At 40.9% G+C, this 14,328-nt stretch carries 14 protein-coding genes; all 14 read left to right on the top strand.

The genetic code is table 11. The features are described 5' to 3' along the window. The first annotated feature begins 30 nt into the window (after positions 1-30). The 14 genes from HUW48_RS03595 (at position 31) to HUW48_RS03530 (ending at position 14,299) form a co-directional block, all read left to right on the top strand. A complete protein-coding gene (locus tag HUW48_RS03595; RefSeq protein WP_182414370.1) occupies positions 31-411 on the top strand; it encodes an NADH-quinone oxidoreductase subunit A in 381 nt (126 codons plus the stop codon). Between the two features lie 93 nt (positions 412-504). Next, entirely contained in the window at positions 505-1,047 is a 543-nt protein-coding gene (locus tag HUW48_RS03590; protein WP_182414369.1) for an NADH-quinone oxidoreductase subunit B, read from the top strand. 3 nt (positions 1,048-1,050) lie between these two features. Further along, complete coding sequence (locus HUW48_RS03585; RefSeq protein WP_182414368.1) at positions 1,051-1,557, top strand: NADH-quinone oxidoreductase subunit C; 507 nt, start codon at positions 1,051-1,053, stop codon at positions 1,555-1,557. A 179-nt stretch (positions 1,558-1,736) separates the two neighbouring features. After that, positions 1,737-2,948, top strand: a complete 1,212-nt coding sequence (gene nuoD / locus HUW48_RS03580; RefSeq protein ID WP_182416261.1) for an NADH dehydrogenase (quinone) subunit D — start codon at positions 1,737-1,739, stop codon at positions 2,946-2,948. Between the two features lie 132 nt (positions 2,949-3,080). Continuing rightward, entirely contained in the window at positions 3,081-3,590 is a 510-nt protein-coding gene (locus HUW48_RS03575; protein WP_182414367.1) for an NADH-quinone oxidoreductase subunit NuoE family protein, read from the top strand. A gap of 134 nt (positions 3,591-3,724) precedes the next feature. Continuing rightward, on the top strand, positions 3,725-5,071 hold the full coding sequence (nuoF, locus tag HUW48_RS03570; RefSeq protein WP_182414366.1) for an NADH-quinone oxidoreductase subunit NuoF: 1,347 nt from the start codon (positions 3,725-3,727) through the stop codon (positions 5,069-5,071). A gap of 314 nt (positions 5,072-5,385) precedes the next feature. Then, positions 5,386-6,384: a 2Fe-2S iron-sulfur cluster-binding protein gene (locus HUW48_RS03565; RefSeq protein ID WP_182414365.1), complete on the top strand. Its 999-nt coding sequence runs from the start codon at positions 5,386-5,388 to the stop codon at positions 6,382-6,384. 6 nt (positions 6,385-6,390) lie between these two features. Continuing rightward, on the top strand, positions 6,391-7,449 hold the full coding sequence (gene nuoH, locus HUW48_RS03560; protein WP_182414364.1) for an NADH-quinone oxidoreductase subunit NuoH: 1,059 nt from the start codon (positions 6,391-6,393) through the stop codon (positions 7,447-7,449). Between the two features lie 131 nt (positions 7,450-7,580). Further along, on the top strand, positions 7,581-8,066 hold the full coding sequence (locus HUW48_RS03555; RefSeq protein ID WP_220463990.1) for a NuoI/complex I 23 kDa subunit family protein: 486 nt from the start codon (positions 7,581-7,583) through the stop codon (positions 8,064-8,066). Positions 8,067-8,165: 99 nt separating this feature from the next. After that, complete coding sequence (locus tag HUW48_RS03550; protein ID WP_182414362.1) at positions 8,166-8,678, top strand: NADH-quinone oxidoreductase subunit J family protein; 513 nt, start codon at positions 8,166-8,168, stop codon at positions 8,676-8,678. Between the two features lie 309 nt (positions 8,679-8,987). Further along, positions 8,988-9,317, top strand: coding sequence for an NADH-quinone oxidoreductase subunit NuoK (gene nuoK / locus HUW48_RS03545; protein ID WP_182414361.1), 330 nt, complete (start codon positions 8,988-8,990; stop codon positions 9,315-9,317). Between the two features lie 82 nt (positions 9,318-9,399). After that, entirely contained in the window at positions 9,400-11,352 is a 1,953-nt protein-coding gene (gene nuoL, locus HUW48_RS03540) for an NADH-quinone oxidoreductase subunit L (RefSeq protein WP_246343682.1), read from the top strand. Between the two features lie 10 nt (positions 11,353-11,362). Further along, on the top strand, positions 11,363-12,811 hold the full coding sequence (locus HUW48_RS03535; protein ID WP_182414360.1) for a complex I subunit 4 family protein: 1,449 nt from the start codon (positions 11,363-11,365) through the stop codon (positions 12,809-12,811). A 108-nt stretch (positions 12,812-12,919) separates the two neighbouring features. Beyond that, positions 12,920-14,299, top strand: a complete 1,380-nt coding sequence (locus tag HUW48_RS03530; protein WP_182414359.1) for an NADH-quinone oxidoreductase subunit N — start codon at positions 12,920-12,922, stop codon at positions 14,297-14,299. Positions 14,300-14,328 lie beyond the last annotated feature (29 nt).

Below are 14,328 nucleotides of genomic sequence, written 5' to 3'. Positions count from 1 at the left end.
CTCCAAATTTCACAAACGGAACCCTAAAGAATGGAAACAGCGCCCGTAAATCAATTACCATCGGACTACTTACCCATATTAATTCAATTTGCGGCCGCTTTAGGCTTTGTAATTTTTTCTATGGTGGTTACCCACCTTATTGGCCCCAAACGGCACAGTAAGGTAAAAGACGCTGCCTGGGAAAGTGGTCTTGAGTCAGTTGGGAATGCCCGTACCCCCATTTCTTACAAGTACTTCATGACGGCTATATTATTTGTATTATTTGACGTAGAAATCATATTTCTTTATCCTTGGGCGGTAAATTTCAGGGAATTTGGTTTCGACGGATTTATACAAATGCTGGTCTTTATGGCGTTATTATTAATTGGTTTCTTTTACGTTATCAAGAAGGGCATCCTGAAATGGGAGTAACCCACCAAAATAGTAAAACTTTTATAAGCTAATAGATGTTGGATTTTAGAACGTTCATTCGTTTTAATTATCTAAATCAAGAACATAGATTGTATGGCAGATATAAAAATGGTAGATGCACCGGATGGCTTTGAAGGCGCCGGTTTTTTTGCCACTTCCTTAGAAAAAGTAGTTGGATTAGCCCGCAGCCACTCTTTGTGGCCTTTGCCATTTGCTACCTCTTGCTGTGGTATCGAATTTATGGCAACAATGGGGGCACATTACGATATAGCCCGTTTTGGTTCTGAACGCCCAAGCTTTTCGCCGCGTCAGGCAGACTTATTAATGGTGATGGGTACTATTGCCAAGAAAATGGCGCCCATTGTAAAACAGGTTTACGAGCAAATGGCGGAGCCGCGTTGGGTATTAGCTATGGGAGCTTGCGCTACTAGCGGTGGTATTTTTGATACGTACAGCGTATTACAAGGTATTGACCGGATAATTCCGGTTGATGTGTACGTAGCAGGTTGTCCGCCGCGGCCCGAACAGGTATTAGATGGATTAATGCGCATTCAGGACCTGGTAAAAAATGAATCCCTGCGTCGCCGGAATTCTCCGGAGTATCAAGCTTTATTAGCTTCCTATAACATTAAATAACGCATGGAGCCGCTTAATAACCAGATCCTTCTCGAACATTTAACTAAAAAATTCGGCGACGCCCTTTTTGATATTTGGGAGCCTTATGGTTTGTTAACTCTTACTACATCTCGCGAAAATTTGCTTCCGATCATGGAATACTTGTATTACCATGAGTATCTGCAAATGAATTTCCTCACTACTATGTGCGGCGTTCATTACCCGGAAAAGCAAGGAGCCGAATTAGGAATGGTGTACCATGTACACAGTTTAGTGCACAATGTACGCCTCCGGATTAAGATTTTCTTCCCGATTGAAGACCCGAATATGCCTACCTTAACCAACCTGTATGAAACCGCTAACTGGATGGAGCGGGAAGCTTATGATTTCTTTGGGGTTATCTTCGTAGGACATCCTAATCTGATTCGGATTTTAAATGTAGAAGACATGACTTACCACCCTTTACGTAAGCAGTATGCATTAGAGGATGGAACGCGTGAAGACAAGGTAGATACTTTCTTCGGCAGATAAGCGCTGTAGTTAGCCATAAAGGAGAAATACTTCCGGCTAACGTATATTTTAAGTAATAATTGATTATATAAAGTTATTTATTGATTCTGTTTTACTAATAAAATCAGCAAATAACAATTTGAATACTGGACCAATATATGGCAGATATTAAGAACGGTACTCCTTCAAATACCGGCATAATGCCTGGGAATTCCTCTGGCGCCGTGCAAAACGTTGGAGATTTTGAACGGGAGTTAACTACGCTTAACCTGGGACCTACTCACCCGGCAACACACGGTGTTTTCCAGAATATATTACAAATGGACGGTGAGAGAATTATTTCGGGGGTACCCACGATTGGTTACATTCACCGGGCCTTCGAAAAAATTGCCGAACGCCGTCCGTTTTACCAAATAACTCCCCTTACCGACCGGTTAAATTACTGTTCCTCTCCTATAAATAATATGGGATGGTGGATGACGGTGGAGAAATTACTTGGGGTAAAAATCCCTAAAAGGGCCGATTACATGCGCGTAATTGTAATGGAACTGGCCCGGATTACCGACCATCTTATTTGTAATTCTATTTTAGGTGTGGATACCGGTGCTTTTACGGGCTTCTTGTATGTATTTCAGGAGCGGGAAAAAGTATACGAAATTTATGAAGAAATCTGCGGCGCTCGCCTAACTACTAACATGGGCCGGATCGGCGGCATGGAAAGGGACTTCTCTCCTACTGCTTTAGCAAAGTTGCGCAAATGGATAAAGGAATTTCCGCCGGTAATGCGTGAGTTTGAATCGCTGTTTAACCGTAACCGTATTTTTATGGACCGCACCGTAGATGTAGGACCAATTACCGCCGAAAAAGCCTTGAATTACGGTTTTACCGGACCAAACCTGCGTGCTGCCGGAGTGGATTATGATGTACGTATAATGAATCCATACTCTTCTTACGAAGATTTTGATTTTGAAATTCCGGTAGGTACTAAAGGCGATACTTACGATCGCTTTTTGGTACGGAACGAAGAAATCTGGCAAAGTTTACGCATTATCGAGCAAGCTTTAGAAAACTTACCGGAAGGCCCTTATCACGCCGATGCTCCAGAATATTACCTGCCACCTAAGCAGGAAGTATACCGCAACATGGAAGCCTTGATTTACCATTTCAAAATTATAATGGGAGAAATTGATGCTCCGGTTGGTGAAGTTTACCACTCCGTAGAAGGTGCAAATGGCGAATTAGGTTTTTATCTGATTAGTGATGGTGGTCGGGCTCCTTACCGGTTGCATTTCCGGCGGCCTTGCTTTATTTATTACCAGGCTTACCCGGAAATGGTAGTAGGCACGTCGCTCTCCGATGCCATTATTATTCTGAGTAGCATGAATGTGATTGCCGGGGAGCTGGATGCCTAGTAATTTGCAATAAAGGCCTGATAGCCGGAAAGATAATCTTAAAATAAATTAGCTATAGAAAAGCAGATAAATTAAAATGCTAGGTAAAGCGGAGTGCTGAAAACTTAGCAGTTTATCGCCGCTAACTTTAAAATGGACAATACAACAACAATCAACGACATTCAATTTTCGGATGCAGCAATGGCCGAAATTCAGCGTTACATTTCTCATTATCCACCGGATCGGAAGAAATCAGCCATTTTACCGGTGTTACACATTGCGCAGGCTGAATTTGGAGGTTGGGTAAGCTCTCAGGTGCAAGATAAAGTAGCTGAAATTTTAGGTATTGCCCCCATTGAAGTGTACGAAGTAGCTACTTTTTACACCATGTTTAATTTAAAACCAGTGGGTAAGCATGTGTTGGAAGTTTGTCGGACAGGTCCTTGTATGTTACGGGGTGCCGATCAGTTGATTGAACACCTGGAGCACCGGCTAGGATGCAAAGTGGGGGAAACATCCGCGGATGGTATGTTTACTTTAAAAACGGTAGAATGCCTTGCGGCTTGTGGTATGGGTCCTATGCTGCAAATCCGGGAAACATACTACGAAAATCTAGACCCGGACAGCACCGATAAACTGCTGGACGATATGAGAAATGAGTAAATAGTATCAGGCAGGATGGATCAGGCAGTAAGATTTATAACAAAATTTTTAAACCTGAAACAGAAGTCTGAATAATAAAAAAGTGAATTTGATAGTCTTGGTACTTGTGTCCTGATACTTGAATCTAAGAAAAAATGGGAAGAAAAATATTAACTGAACATATTAACGTACCCGGCATTAATACCTTGGAGGTTTACCGCAAAATGGGTGGTTACCGCTCCGTGGAAAAAGCACTTAAAACCATGACTCCGGAAGAAGTGGTGGAAGAAGTGAAAAAATCAGGCTTACGGGGTCGGGGGGGTGCCGGATTCCCTACCGGAATGAAGTGGAGCTTTTTGGCGAAACCGGAAGGTAAACCACGTTACTTGGTTTGTAATGCCGACGAGTCGGAGCCAGGCACCTTCAAAGACCGGGTATTAATGGAAAAAATCCCACATGCTTTGATAGAAGGTATGATTACCTCTAGCTATGCCTTGGGAGCCCGTACCTCATACATTTACATTCGCGGCGAACTTATGTTTGTGCTCCGAATTTTAGAAAAAGCAATTGCCGAAGCCTACGCATCTGGTCTTTTAGGGGAAAACATTTTGGGTTCGGGTTATTCTTTGGATTTACACGTACACCCTGGAGGTGGAGCCTATATTTGCGGCGAAGAAACGGCTTTACTGGAATCTTTAGAAGGTAAACGTGGGAACCCCCGCAACAAACCGCCATTCCCGGCGGTGCAAGGCTTATATGCTTGCCCTACTGTAGTAAACAACGTAGAATCTATTGCTTCTGTACCTTGGATTGTAAATAATACTGGAGAAGAATACGCCAAAATTGGGGTTGGTCGCAGTACGGGTACCAAGCTAATTTCAGCGGGTGGTCATATTAATAAGCCTGGGGTTTATGAAATTGAATTAGGCTTACCGGTTGAAGAATTTTTATTTTCGGATGAATATTGCGGTGGTATCTGGAAAGGTCGTCAGTTTAAAGCTATAGTAGCAGGAGGTTCGTCCGTTCCTATTTTACCAGCTCAATTGTTCTTAAAAACTGCCGAAGGTACGCCACGAGTAATGACCTATGAATCATTGTCTGAAGGGGGATTTGTGAGCGGTACAATGTTAGGTTCAGGTGGATTTATTGTAATGGATGATACTACTTGTATTGTTCGCAATACCTGGAACTTCTCCCGTTTCTATCATCATGAATCGTGCGGTCAGTGTAGCCCTTGCCGCGAAGGTACCGGTTGGATGGAAAAAATCCTGCACCGCATTGAACATGGTCACGGCCACATGCACGACATTGATTTACTGGTAAATGTTTCCAAGCAAATCGAAGGAAATACTATTTGCCCATTAGGCGATGCTGCTGCCTGGCCAGTGGCGAGTGCGGTGCGTCATTTCCGGGAAGAGTTTGAATGGCATGTGAAACATCCGGAAGCGGCTACGCAGCCTGGTGCTGTTTACCGCGGTGCCGAAGTAGCATCCTTAGTTTAAGCTGAATTATAAAATAACAAACTACCAACATTATAGTAACTACATACTAGTAAAATATAAGGTTGGCAACCATAAGCTTTTACCAGGAAATTTCCGGTAAGGTTTGACAGAAAAAGTAAATTTCTTTCTAAAATTTAATAGTAGATACTACTAATTTTTAAATTTTCTCTTTTATAGAATAAGCAAAGGTTTAATCAAGTTTAAGTTTTACCTACTCTTAATCTAAATCAGGGAGTTTGATTAAAAAATAACAAGTTGGTGAATGGTAGATATTGACATACCCTTAATAACCAACAACTGACAACTAGATATAAATGGCAAAAATAACTTTCGACGGTATTGAAGTAGAAGTGCCAGATGGTACCTCTATATTAAATGCAGCCCGCAAAATAGGAGGCGATATAGTACCTCCCGCCATGTGTTACTATACGCCTTTAAAAGGTAGCGGTGGTAAATGCCGCGCCTGCTTAGTAAAAGTAACTGCTGGCTCCGCTAAAGACCCTCGGCCCATGCCAAAATTGGTAGCTTCGTGCGTAACACCGGTGCAAGATGGTATGGTAGTAGAAAACACCCTTTCTCCTCAAGTGCTGGAAGCACGGAAGGGTGTAGTGGAAATGCTATTAATTAATCATCCGCTGGATTGCCCGGTGTGTGACCAGGCTGGTGAATGTGATTTACAGAATTTTTCGTACGAACACGGCACCTCCGCCACCCGTTACGAGGAAGATCGTCGTACTTTTGAGCGGCAAGATATTGGTCCGTTAATTCAGTTGCACATGAACCGCTGTATTTTGTGCTACCGTTGTGTTTATACCGCCGACCAGATTACGGATAAGCGGGTACACGGAGTATTAGGTCGCGGAGATGCTTCTGAAATTGGCACTTACATCGAAAATGTAATTGATAACGATTTCTCCGGCAACGTTATTGACGTATGCCCAGTGGGAGCTTTAACCGATAAAACTTTCCGGTTTAAAAACCGGGTTTGGTTTACCAAGCCTTTAGATGCTCATCGCGATTGTCCGAAATGTACGGGTAAAGTAGTACTCTGGAATAGAGGCAACGATGTTTTACGTGTAACGGCCCGCAAAAATGAGTACGGCGAAGTAGTAGATTTTATCTGTAACGAGTGTCGCTTCGAGAAAAAAGAAATGAGCGACTGGACAGTGGATGGCCCGCGGCACATTGCTCGCGCTTCGGTTATTTCGGCCAATCATTATGAACTTCCGGTAATTAATCCGCAGTTAGTTCCTGATTTGCCGCAGAGTACGGTTGATGAATTAAATAATTTTCCAAGACCATTTATACCATAAAATAACATGCCTATTTTAGCCATTCAGGCGATTATCATTATTACCATTTTTGGTATTACCTTATTAATTGCCACTTACTCTACTTATGCGGAACGTAAGGTTGCTGCTTTTTTGCAGGACCGGATTGGCCCCAACCGGGCAGGTCCGTTTGGCTTAGCTCAGCCACTTGCTGACGCGGTAAAAATGTTTTTCAAAGAAGAATTTATTCCTGCCAAATCAAACAAGTGGTTGTTTATTGCCGGACCATCGCTGGCTATGCTTACCGCTTGCATGAGCAGCGCGGTTATTCCATTTGGCAATACGCTTCGTTTTGAGGGTTTGCCCGAAATCCGGTTACAGGCTATTGAAGTAAACATAGGAATGCTTTATATCTTCGGAGTAGTTTCTTTAGGAGTTTACGGCGTTATGATTGGTGGTTGGGCATCTAATAACAAATTTTCGTTATTAGGCGCTGTTCGGGCTGCCTCCCAGAACATTTCGTACGAATTGGCGATGGGTCTTTCCATTATTGCTATTTTAATGATGACTGGCACCTTATCGTTACGCGAGATTTCATTGCAGCAACACGGTTTTAATTGGAATATTTGGTACCAGCCGTTAGGATTTATTATTTTCCTGGTCTGTGCATTTGCCGAAACTAACCGTACCCCCTTTGACTTACCGGAATGCGAAACCGAATTAATTGGTGGCTACCATACCGAATATTCTTCCATGAAACTGGGTCTTTATTTATTCGCGGAGTACATTAACATTTTTGTAGCCTCTGCGGTAATGAGCACTTTGTACTTTGGTGGTTTTAATTTTCCGGGTATGGATTGGCTGGAAGCTAATATTTCCAAAGACCCACAATTAGCGCATAACATTGTTACTATTTTAGGAACAGTAGTTTTATTTGCGAAGATTTTCTTTTTTATCTTCTTCTTTATGTGGGTACGTTGGACTTTACCGCGTTTCCGCTACGACCAGTTGATGAACCTGGGATGGAAAGTTTTAATCCCGCTTGCTATTTTAAATATTGTTTTAACAGGTGGAGGTATTTTGCTAGGCGAGAAATTGGGCTGGTAATTTTCCGCTCCGTTGCTAAAACAGATTACTCAATACCGTCTGTTATATTATTTCAGACATCAGCATCTAAATTGTTATAAAATTTTATGCAACCCTTATCAAATAGAGCAAAATTGGTAGAGAAAAAGCCAATGACAATAGCCGAAAAAATGTATTTGCCGGCTGTTTTCCAAGGGCTTTCTATTACCATGCGCCACTTCTTTAAAAAGAAAGCAACAATACAATATCCGGAACAACAGCGCCCTATTGGTAAAGAGTTTCGGGGTTTGCACGTTTTGCGCCGCGATGAAAAAAATCGGGAACGTTGCACTGCCTGTGGTTTATGTGCGGTTGCTTGTCCGGCCGAAGCTATTACCATGGTAGCCGGCGAACGCAAAAAAGGCGAAGAACATTTATATCGCGAAGAAAAGTATGCGGTAACCTACGAAATAAATATGTTACGTTGCATTTTCTGCGGTCTATGCGAAGAAGCATGCCCGAAGGAAGCGGTGTTTTTACAGAACAATAAAATGGCTCCTCCCCGTTACGAGCGTGACGAGTTTATTTATGGTAAAGACCGCTTACTGGAACCATTGGATGCGGGTAATTCTAAAGAAAACATTAAATATCGTTATTAGTAGACCATAGACGATAGTCCAAAGTCCACAGTTTTCTAAATTTTTATAGTTGATAGTCTATTAACCCTAGACAATCAACTACAAACTATAAAATAAATTATGACTGGTAGCCTTTTTTATTTCTTAACTTTTCTAACTCTCATTGCTGCATTAGGAGTGGTATTTTCCCGGAATCCTGTTTACAGTGTATTGTTCCTGATTCTTACTTTTTTTTCTCTATCCGGGCATTATATTTTACTAAATGCACAGTTTTTAGCGGCAGTAAATATTATTGTTTATGCCGGTGCCATTATGGTTTTGTTCTTGTTTGTGATTATGTTCTTAAACCTGAACAAGGAAACAGAACGGCATAAATCTGCTTTAGTAAAAGTGGCAGGGGTAATTTCTGGGGGTATGTTATTAGTAGTGATGGTGGCCGCTTTAAAAGATGCTCCTACTGGAAGCTACAATCCGGATACTTTTAACTCCCAAATTGGCATGGTAGAAAATTTAGGTAAGGTCTTATTTAAGAATTACCTGTTACCATTTGAATTAGCATCCGTATTATTTTTGGTAGCTATGGTAGGCGCCGTAATGTTAGGAAAAAAGGAAATTGGGGAACGTCATTTTTAAATTGATTATAGATTGATTCAATAGAAAAATAAAAGGGATTGTAGAGCACAATCCCTTTTATTTTTCTTAAATCTTATTATATACCTTTAACTAACCTCTTCAATTCAACGTCTTTTCATTAATTATATGGAGGGATTTTATACATTAATAAAATTACAATCAGAAACACTGCCATTAAAAGTAGATTTACTACCGCAAAGCTTTTACAAAAGAAGATAGGAGATAAATTATGCTTTTATTAAAAATGACGTAACTTTGCGGCTTCGTGGAGAAAGTAAACCTTATAGCTAACGCTTCTATCATTTGCCCATGGATCAAATACCTGAGGTAATCCGGACAATACCCTTAAATTATTATCTGTTTTTTAGTACTGCACTTTTTGTTATTGGTGTAACCGGGGTTTTAACCCGGCGTAATGCCATTGTTATCTTTATGTGCATTGAGCTTATGTTAAACGCAGTAAACTTATTGCTTACTGCCTTTTCGGCTTATCGTTCCGATGCCAATGCTCAAGTTTTTGTATTTTTTATAATGGCTGTGGCTGCCGCCGAAGTTTGCGTTGGTTTGGCAATTATTGTTATGATTTACCGGAACATCCGGTCTACAGATATTAATATCTTAAATAATTTAAAATGGTAGTTCCTTAAATTTCAGTTTAACCAACTAACTAAAATTTTTAAGTTTTTTACCATAGAAAGATTCCCACAAACCTAGATTGTAGATGCAAGAAGTCGCAATGCCTGCAAATAATCCGGAGATGGCGCTAATTTGCTTATTAATACCTTTGCTGCCATTTATCGGATTTCTTATTAACGGCTTAGGCAACCGTAAATTACCCGTTGGTTTAGCCGGGTTTATTGGTTCGGCAACCGTTTTTACCTCTTTTCTCTTATCCCTTTATCTATTCTTTAGTTTTAATGGTCAGCCTTATTTAACTGATATCTTTAATTGGGTGTCAGTCGGGAATCTGCAAATTCCAATCTCCTTCCAAATCGACCAGTTATCGCTGATTATGCTGCTGCTGGTTACGGGCGTTGGATTTGTCATTCACGTATATTCCGTTGGCTACATGCACCACGATGAGAATTTCGGAAAGTTCTTCGCTTTCCTGAATTTGTTTATTTTTTCGATGCTGCTGCTGGTAATGGGCTCTAACTACGTTTTAATGTTTTTTGGTTGGGAAGGGGTTGGTTTATGCTCTTACTTGTTAATTGGCTTCTGGAATAAAAACCAGAACTACAACAATGCCGCTAAGAAAGCTTTTATCATGAACCGTATTGGTGATTTGGGCTTTTTGTTAGGTATTTTCTTAATATTTAACACTTTCGAAAGTGTTTCCTACGCGGAGGTATTTAGTAAAGCCACGCAAATGCCCAACTTACTAAATGCACCCGTTATAGTTACTATTACCTTATTATTATTTGTTGGCGCAATGGGTAAAAGCGCGCAATTACCCCTTTATACCTGGTTACCCGATGCGATGGCTGGACCTACCCCAGTTTCTGCGCTTATTCACGCGGCTACCATGGTTACGGCAGGTATTTACATGGTATTGCGCTCCAACGTGTTGTATAGCCTTGCCCCAGATACGCTGCACGTAATTGCAATTATTGGGTTAATAACCGCAGTATTTGCGGCAACCATTGGTTTAGCTCAGAACGATATTAAAAAAGTACTCGCTTACTCTACTGTTAGTCAGTTAGGATATATGTTTTTAGCTTTAGGCGTTACCGCTTATACTTCTTCCATGTTCCACGTACTTACTCATGCCTTTTTTAAAGCATTATTGTTCCTGGGTGCGGGTAGTGTTATTCACGCTATGAGCGGCGAACAGGATATTCGGATGATGGGTGGTTTGCGCAAGAAATTACCAATAACATTTTTAACCTTCTTAATTGGAACATTAGCTATTTCAGGAATTCCACCGTTTGCCGGTTTCTTCTCGAAAGATGAATTGTTGGCGCACGTGTGGGAGCACAGTAAAATCATGTGGGCCTTTGGGGTATTTGCTTCATTCATGACCGCTTTTTACATGTTCCGGTTGTTGTATTTAACCTTTTTTGGTTCTTTCCGGGGCACCGAAGAACAACGCCACCATTTGCATGAGTCACCAGCCAGCATGACCTTACCGCTTATTATTCTGGCAATATTATCTACGATTGGTGGCTTTATGGGTATTCCGGCAGTATTTGGTGCCCATCATTATCTGGCAGATTTTCTCTCTCCGGTATTTAATAATGCCCGAATAGCGAATCCAAGCATGTTCGAAGCGGCAGAGTTATCCCACTCAACAGAATACATTCTCATGGCCATTTCGGTAGGTGTAGCAGTATTAGCCATTATTGTCGCTTATGTTACTTACGTTAAAAAACGTACCGTACCTGCTGATGAAGATACCCGCCTCTCTCCTTTGCACAATTTGATTTACCACAAATATTACATCGACGAGATTTATAATGCTCTAATTGTACGACCAATAATGTGGCTCTCGACCAATGTGTACCGGTTTGTTGAGCAAAGTATTATTGACCCAGTAGTAAATGGCTTTGGAAAAACTGTTCTCGGTGGCGGCCGTTCCTTGCGCTTACTACAAACTGGAGATATTGGCTTCTATATTTTTGCCATGGTTCTGAGCATTGCCCTTATTATACTATTAAACTTTAGATTCTGGTAGCAAGAAAAAGATGATAACAGCTTTATTACTTTTCTGGCCCGCGGCGGCGGCCTTATTGGTTCTGCTTTTAAAAGGTAACACCGCCAAAAAATTTGCTTTCGGGGCTGCCATTCTGGAGTTTTTGTTGGCTATATACGCCATGCTGCAGTTTGAACCTTCCGTGGCTCCCCAATTTACTTTAGTAAAAGACTGGATTTCTTCTGCGGGTATTACGTTTAGCATCGGCATGGATGGCATTAGTTTGCTTATGGTTTTCCTGACGACCTTTCTGGTACCGTTAATTATCTTAGCTTCCTTTCCGCATTCGTATAAGAATCCATCGGCTTTTTACGCGCTTATTCTACTCATGCAAACTGGTTTGATTGGCGTGTTTGTTTCTTTTGATGCTTTCTTATTTTACTTTTTCTGGGAGGTAGCTTTAATTCCGATTTACTTTATTGCGGCCGTTTGGGGTGGTGAACGAAGAATTGCCATTACGTTTAAGTTTTTCTTGTATACCATTATTGGCTCGTTGTTTATGCTGGTAGGGTTTATCTACCTGTATTTCCAAACGCCAGGCAATCACTCTTCAGATATTAACGCTTTTTACCAGTTAACCTTAGATGCTAGCAGCCAAAGCTGGATATTCTGGTTCTTGTTTCTGGCTTTTGCCATTAAAATGCCAGTATTCCCTTTTCATACCTGGCAACCCGATACTTACACCGAATCTCCGGCACCAGCCACTATGTTACTTTCCGGTATTATGCTGAAAATGGGTATCTATGGAGTTATCCGCTGGTTACTGCCAGTAGTTCCATTAGGCGTAAGTCAATGGGATGAGTTGGTTTTGATACTTTCGGTTATTGGTATAATCTACGGTTCTATTATTGCTATTCGCCAGCGCGATTTGAAACGCTTGTTAGCTTACTCTTCTATTGCGCACGTAGGCTTAATTGCCGCTGGTATTTTTACTTTAAATGAGCAAGGCCTACAAGGCGGAATGATTCAGATGTTAAGCCACGGGATTAACGTAACGGGTTTATTCTTCATTGTTGATATTATTTACCGCCGTACCCATACCCGCGATATAGAGAGTTTAGGTGGTATTACGCAAAGTACGCCAGCTTTATCCATCTACTTCATGATTTTGCTACTGGGTGCCGTAGCCTTACCTCTCACTAACGGGTTTGTGGGCGAGTTTTTATTGTTAATGGGTGTTTATAAGTACAATGGCTGGTTAGGTGCAGTGGCTGGCTTAACTATAATACTGGGAGCCGTTTATATGCTGCGGATGTTCCAGCGTGTTATGTTTGGTGAACAAAACCCGGCAACAGCTAATTTCAAAGATTTAACCAAAATAGAAAAAGCGGTTTTAATTCCGCTGGTGGTAATGGTATTCTGGATTGGTTTACATCCCAACACATTCTTAAGTATTTCAGAACCATCAATAAATCAGTTATTAAATATTATAAATAGATAGTTATTCATTTACCATTTACCAACTACCATTTACCAATTATTAAAAAATAAAAAATAAAAATTGGTAAATGGTAGTTGGTAAATGGTAAATGTTAAGAACAACTGTAATATGGTATCAATTATTTTACTCACTACTTTCGGTATTATAAACCTATTTTTAGGCTTCCTGAAATCTAACCGGATTCTGCTGCCGCTGGTTTTATTGTTCCTAGTAATCGTATTTGGAGCAAATCTGGCCGATTGGAACCAAACCGAAAGTTATTTCAACAATATGCTCACCGTTGATAATTTTGCGGTAGCTTTCACCAGTATAGTAGTATTAACCACTCTCCTTATTTTACCTTTTTCTGCTCGTTATATCCGGATAAATGATGACAATTTACCGGAGTACTTTGCCTTGCTTTTATTCTCCCTTGTTGGCGCTATTATGATGGTTGCCTACGAAAATATCCTGATGCTATTTATCGGAATAGAAATATTATCTATCAGCATGTATGTTCTGGCTGGAAGTGAAAAGCGAAGCTTGCGTTCTAACGAAGCCGCCCTGAAATATTTTTTAATGGGTTCGTTTGCTACCGGAATTTTATTATTTGGTATAGCTTTAATTTACGGTGCAACCAGTACTTTCTACATTACCGAAATAAGTTCTGCTGCTAACTCCAATACCGAAGGAATGTCGCCGTTGTTAGGAATGGGATTGTTGTTGGTTTTAGTTGGTATTTCGTTTAAAGTTTCGGCGGCTCCTTTCCACTTCTGGACACCCGATGTGTATGAAGGCACTCCAGCTATGTTTACCGGTTTTATGTCGACGGTAGTGAAAACGGCGGGGTTTGCTGCTTTTTATAAATTACTTTCCGTTTCTTTTTCCGGAGCTTATTCTTTTTGGTTCCCCACTTTAGTAGCCATGACCGTAATTACCTTAGTAATAGGTAATATTGGCGCTGCCGCTCAGGATTCCTTTAAGCGGATGATGGCTTATTCCAGTATTTCTCACGCTGGATACTTAATGTTAGCTCTGCTAGCCCTGAACGGTCGTTCCGAGAACGCAATTTTCTTTTACTCCTTAGCTTACTCCGTAGCTACCGTAGCCGCTTTCGGTATTTTAAAAATTGTATCAGACCAACGCGATGGTGACGAAAGTTATGCTGGCTTTAATGGTTTAGGCCGAACTAATCCGCTCTTAGCTTTTGTTATGACAGTTTCAATGCTTTCGCTGGCAGGAATTCCGTTAACAGGTGGTTTTTTTGGTAAGTTCTTCATTTTTGGTAGTGTGCTGGAAAAAGATTTATTGTGGTTAGTGGTAATAGGAATTTTAATGTCGATGGTTGGTATTTATTATTACTTCCGGGTAGTAATTGCCATGTACATGCGCGAGCCTAGTGGCGAACGTTTAGAGGTAGATTCCTTTACAACTTTTACCTTAATTTTTATTGCGGTGCTTACCATAATATTAGGCATCTTTCCAGGACTGTTCAGCGATATATTGTAAAAAAGCTTAATATAAAAGAAAAGCGGCTC

This window comes from Adhaeribacter radiodurans, assembly GCF_014075995.1.
GTDB classification, from domain to species: domain Bacteria; phylum Bacteroidota; class Bacteroidia; order Cytophagales; family Hymenobacteraceae; genus Adhaeribacter; species Adhaeribacter radiodurans.
Note: the sequence above shows the minus strand (reverse complement) of the source record. Positions and strands in the feature narration are given on the sequence as shown.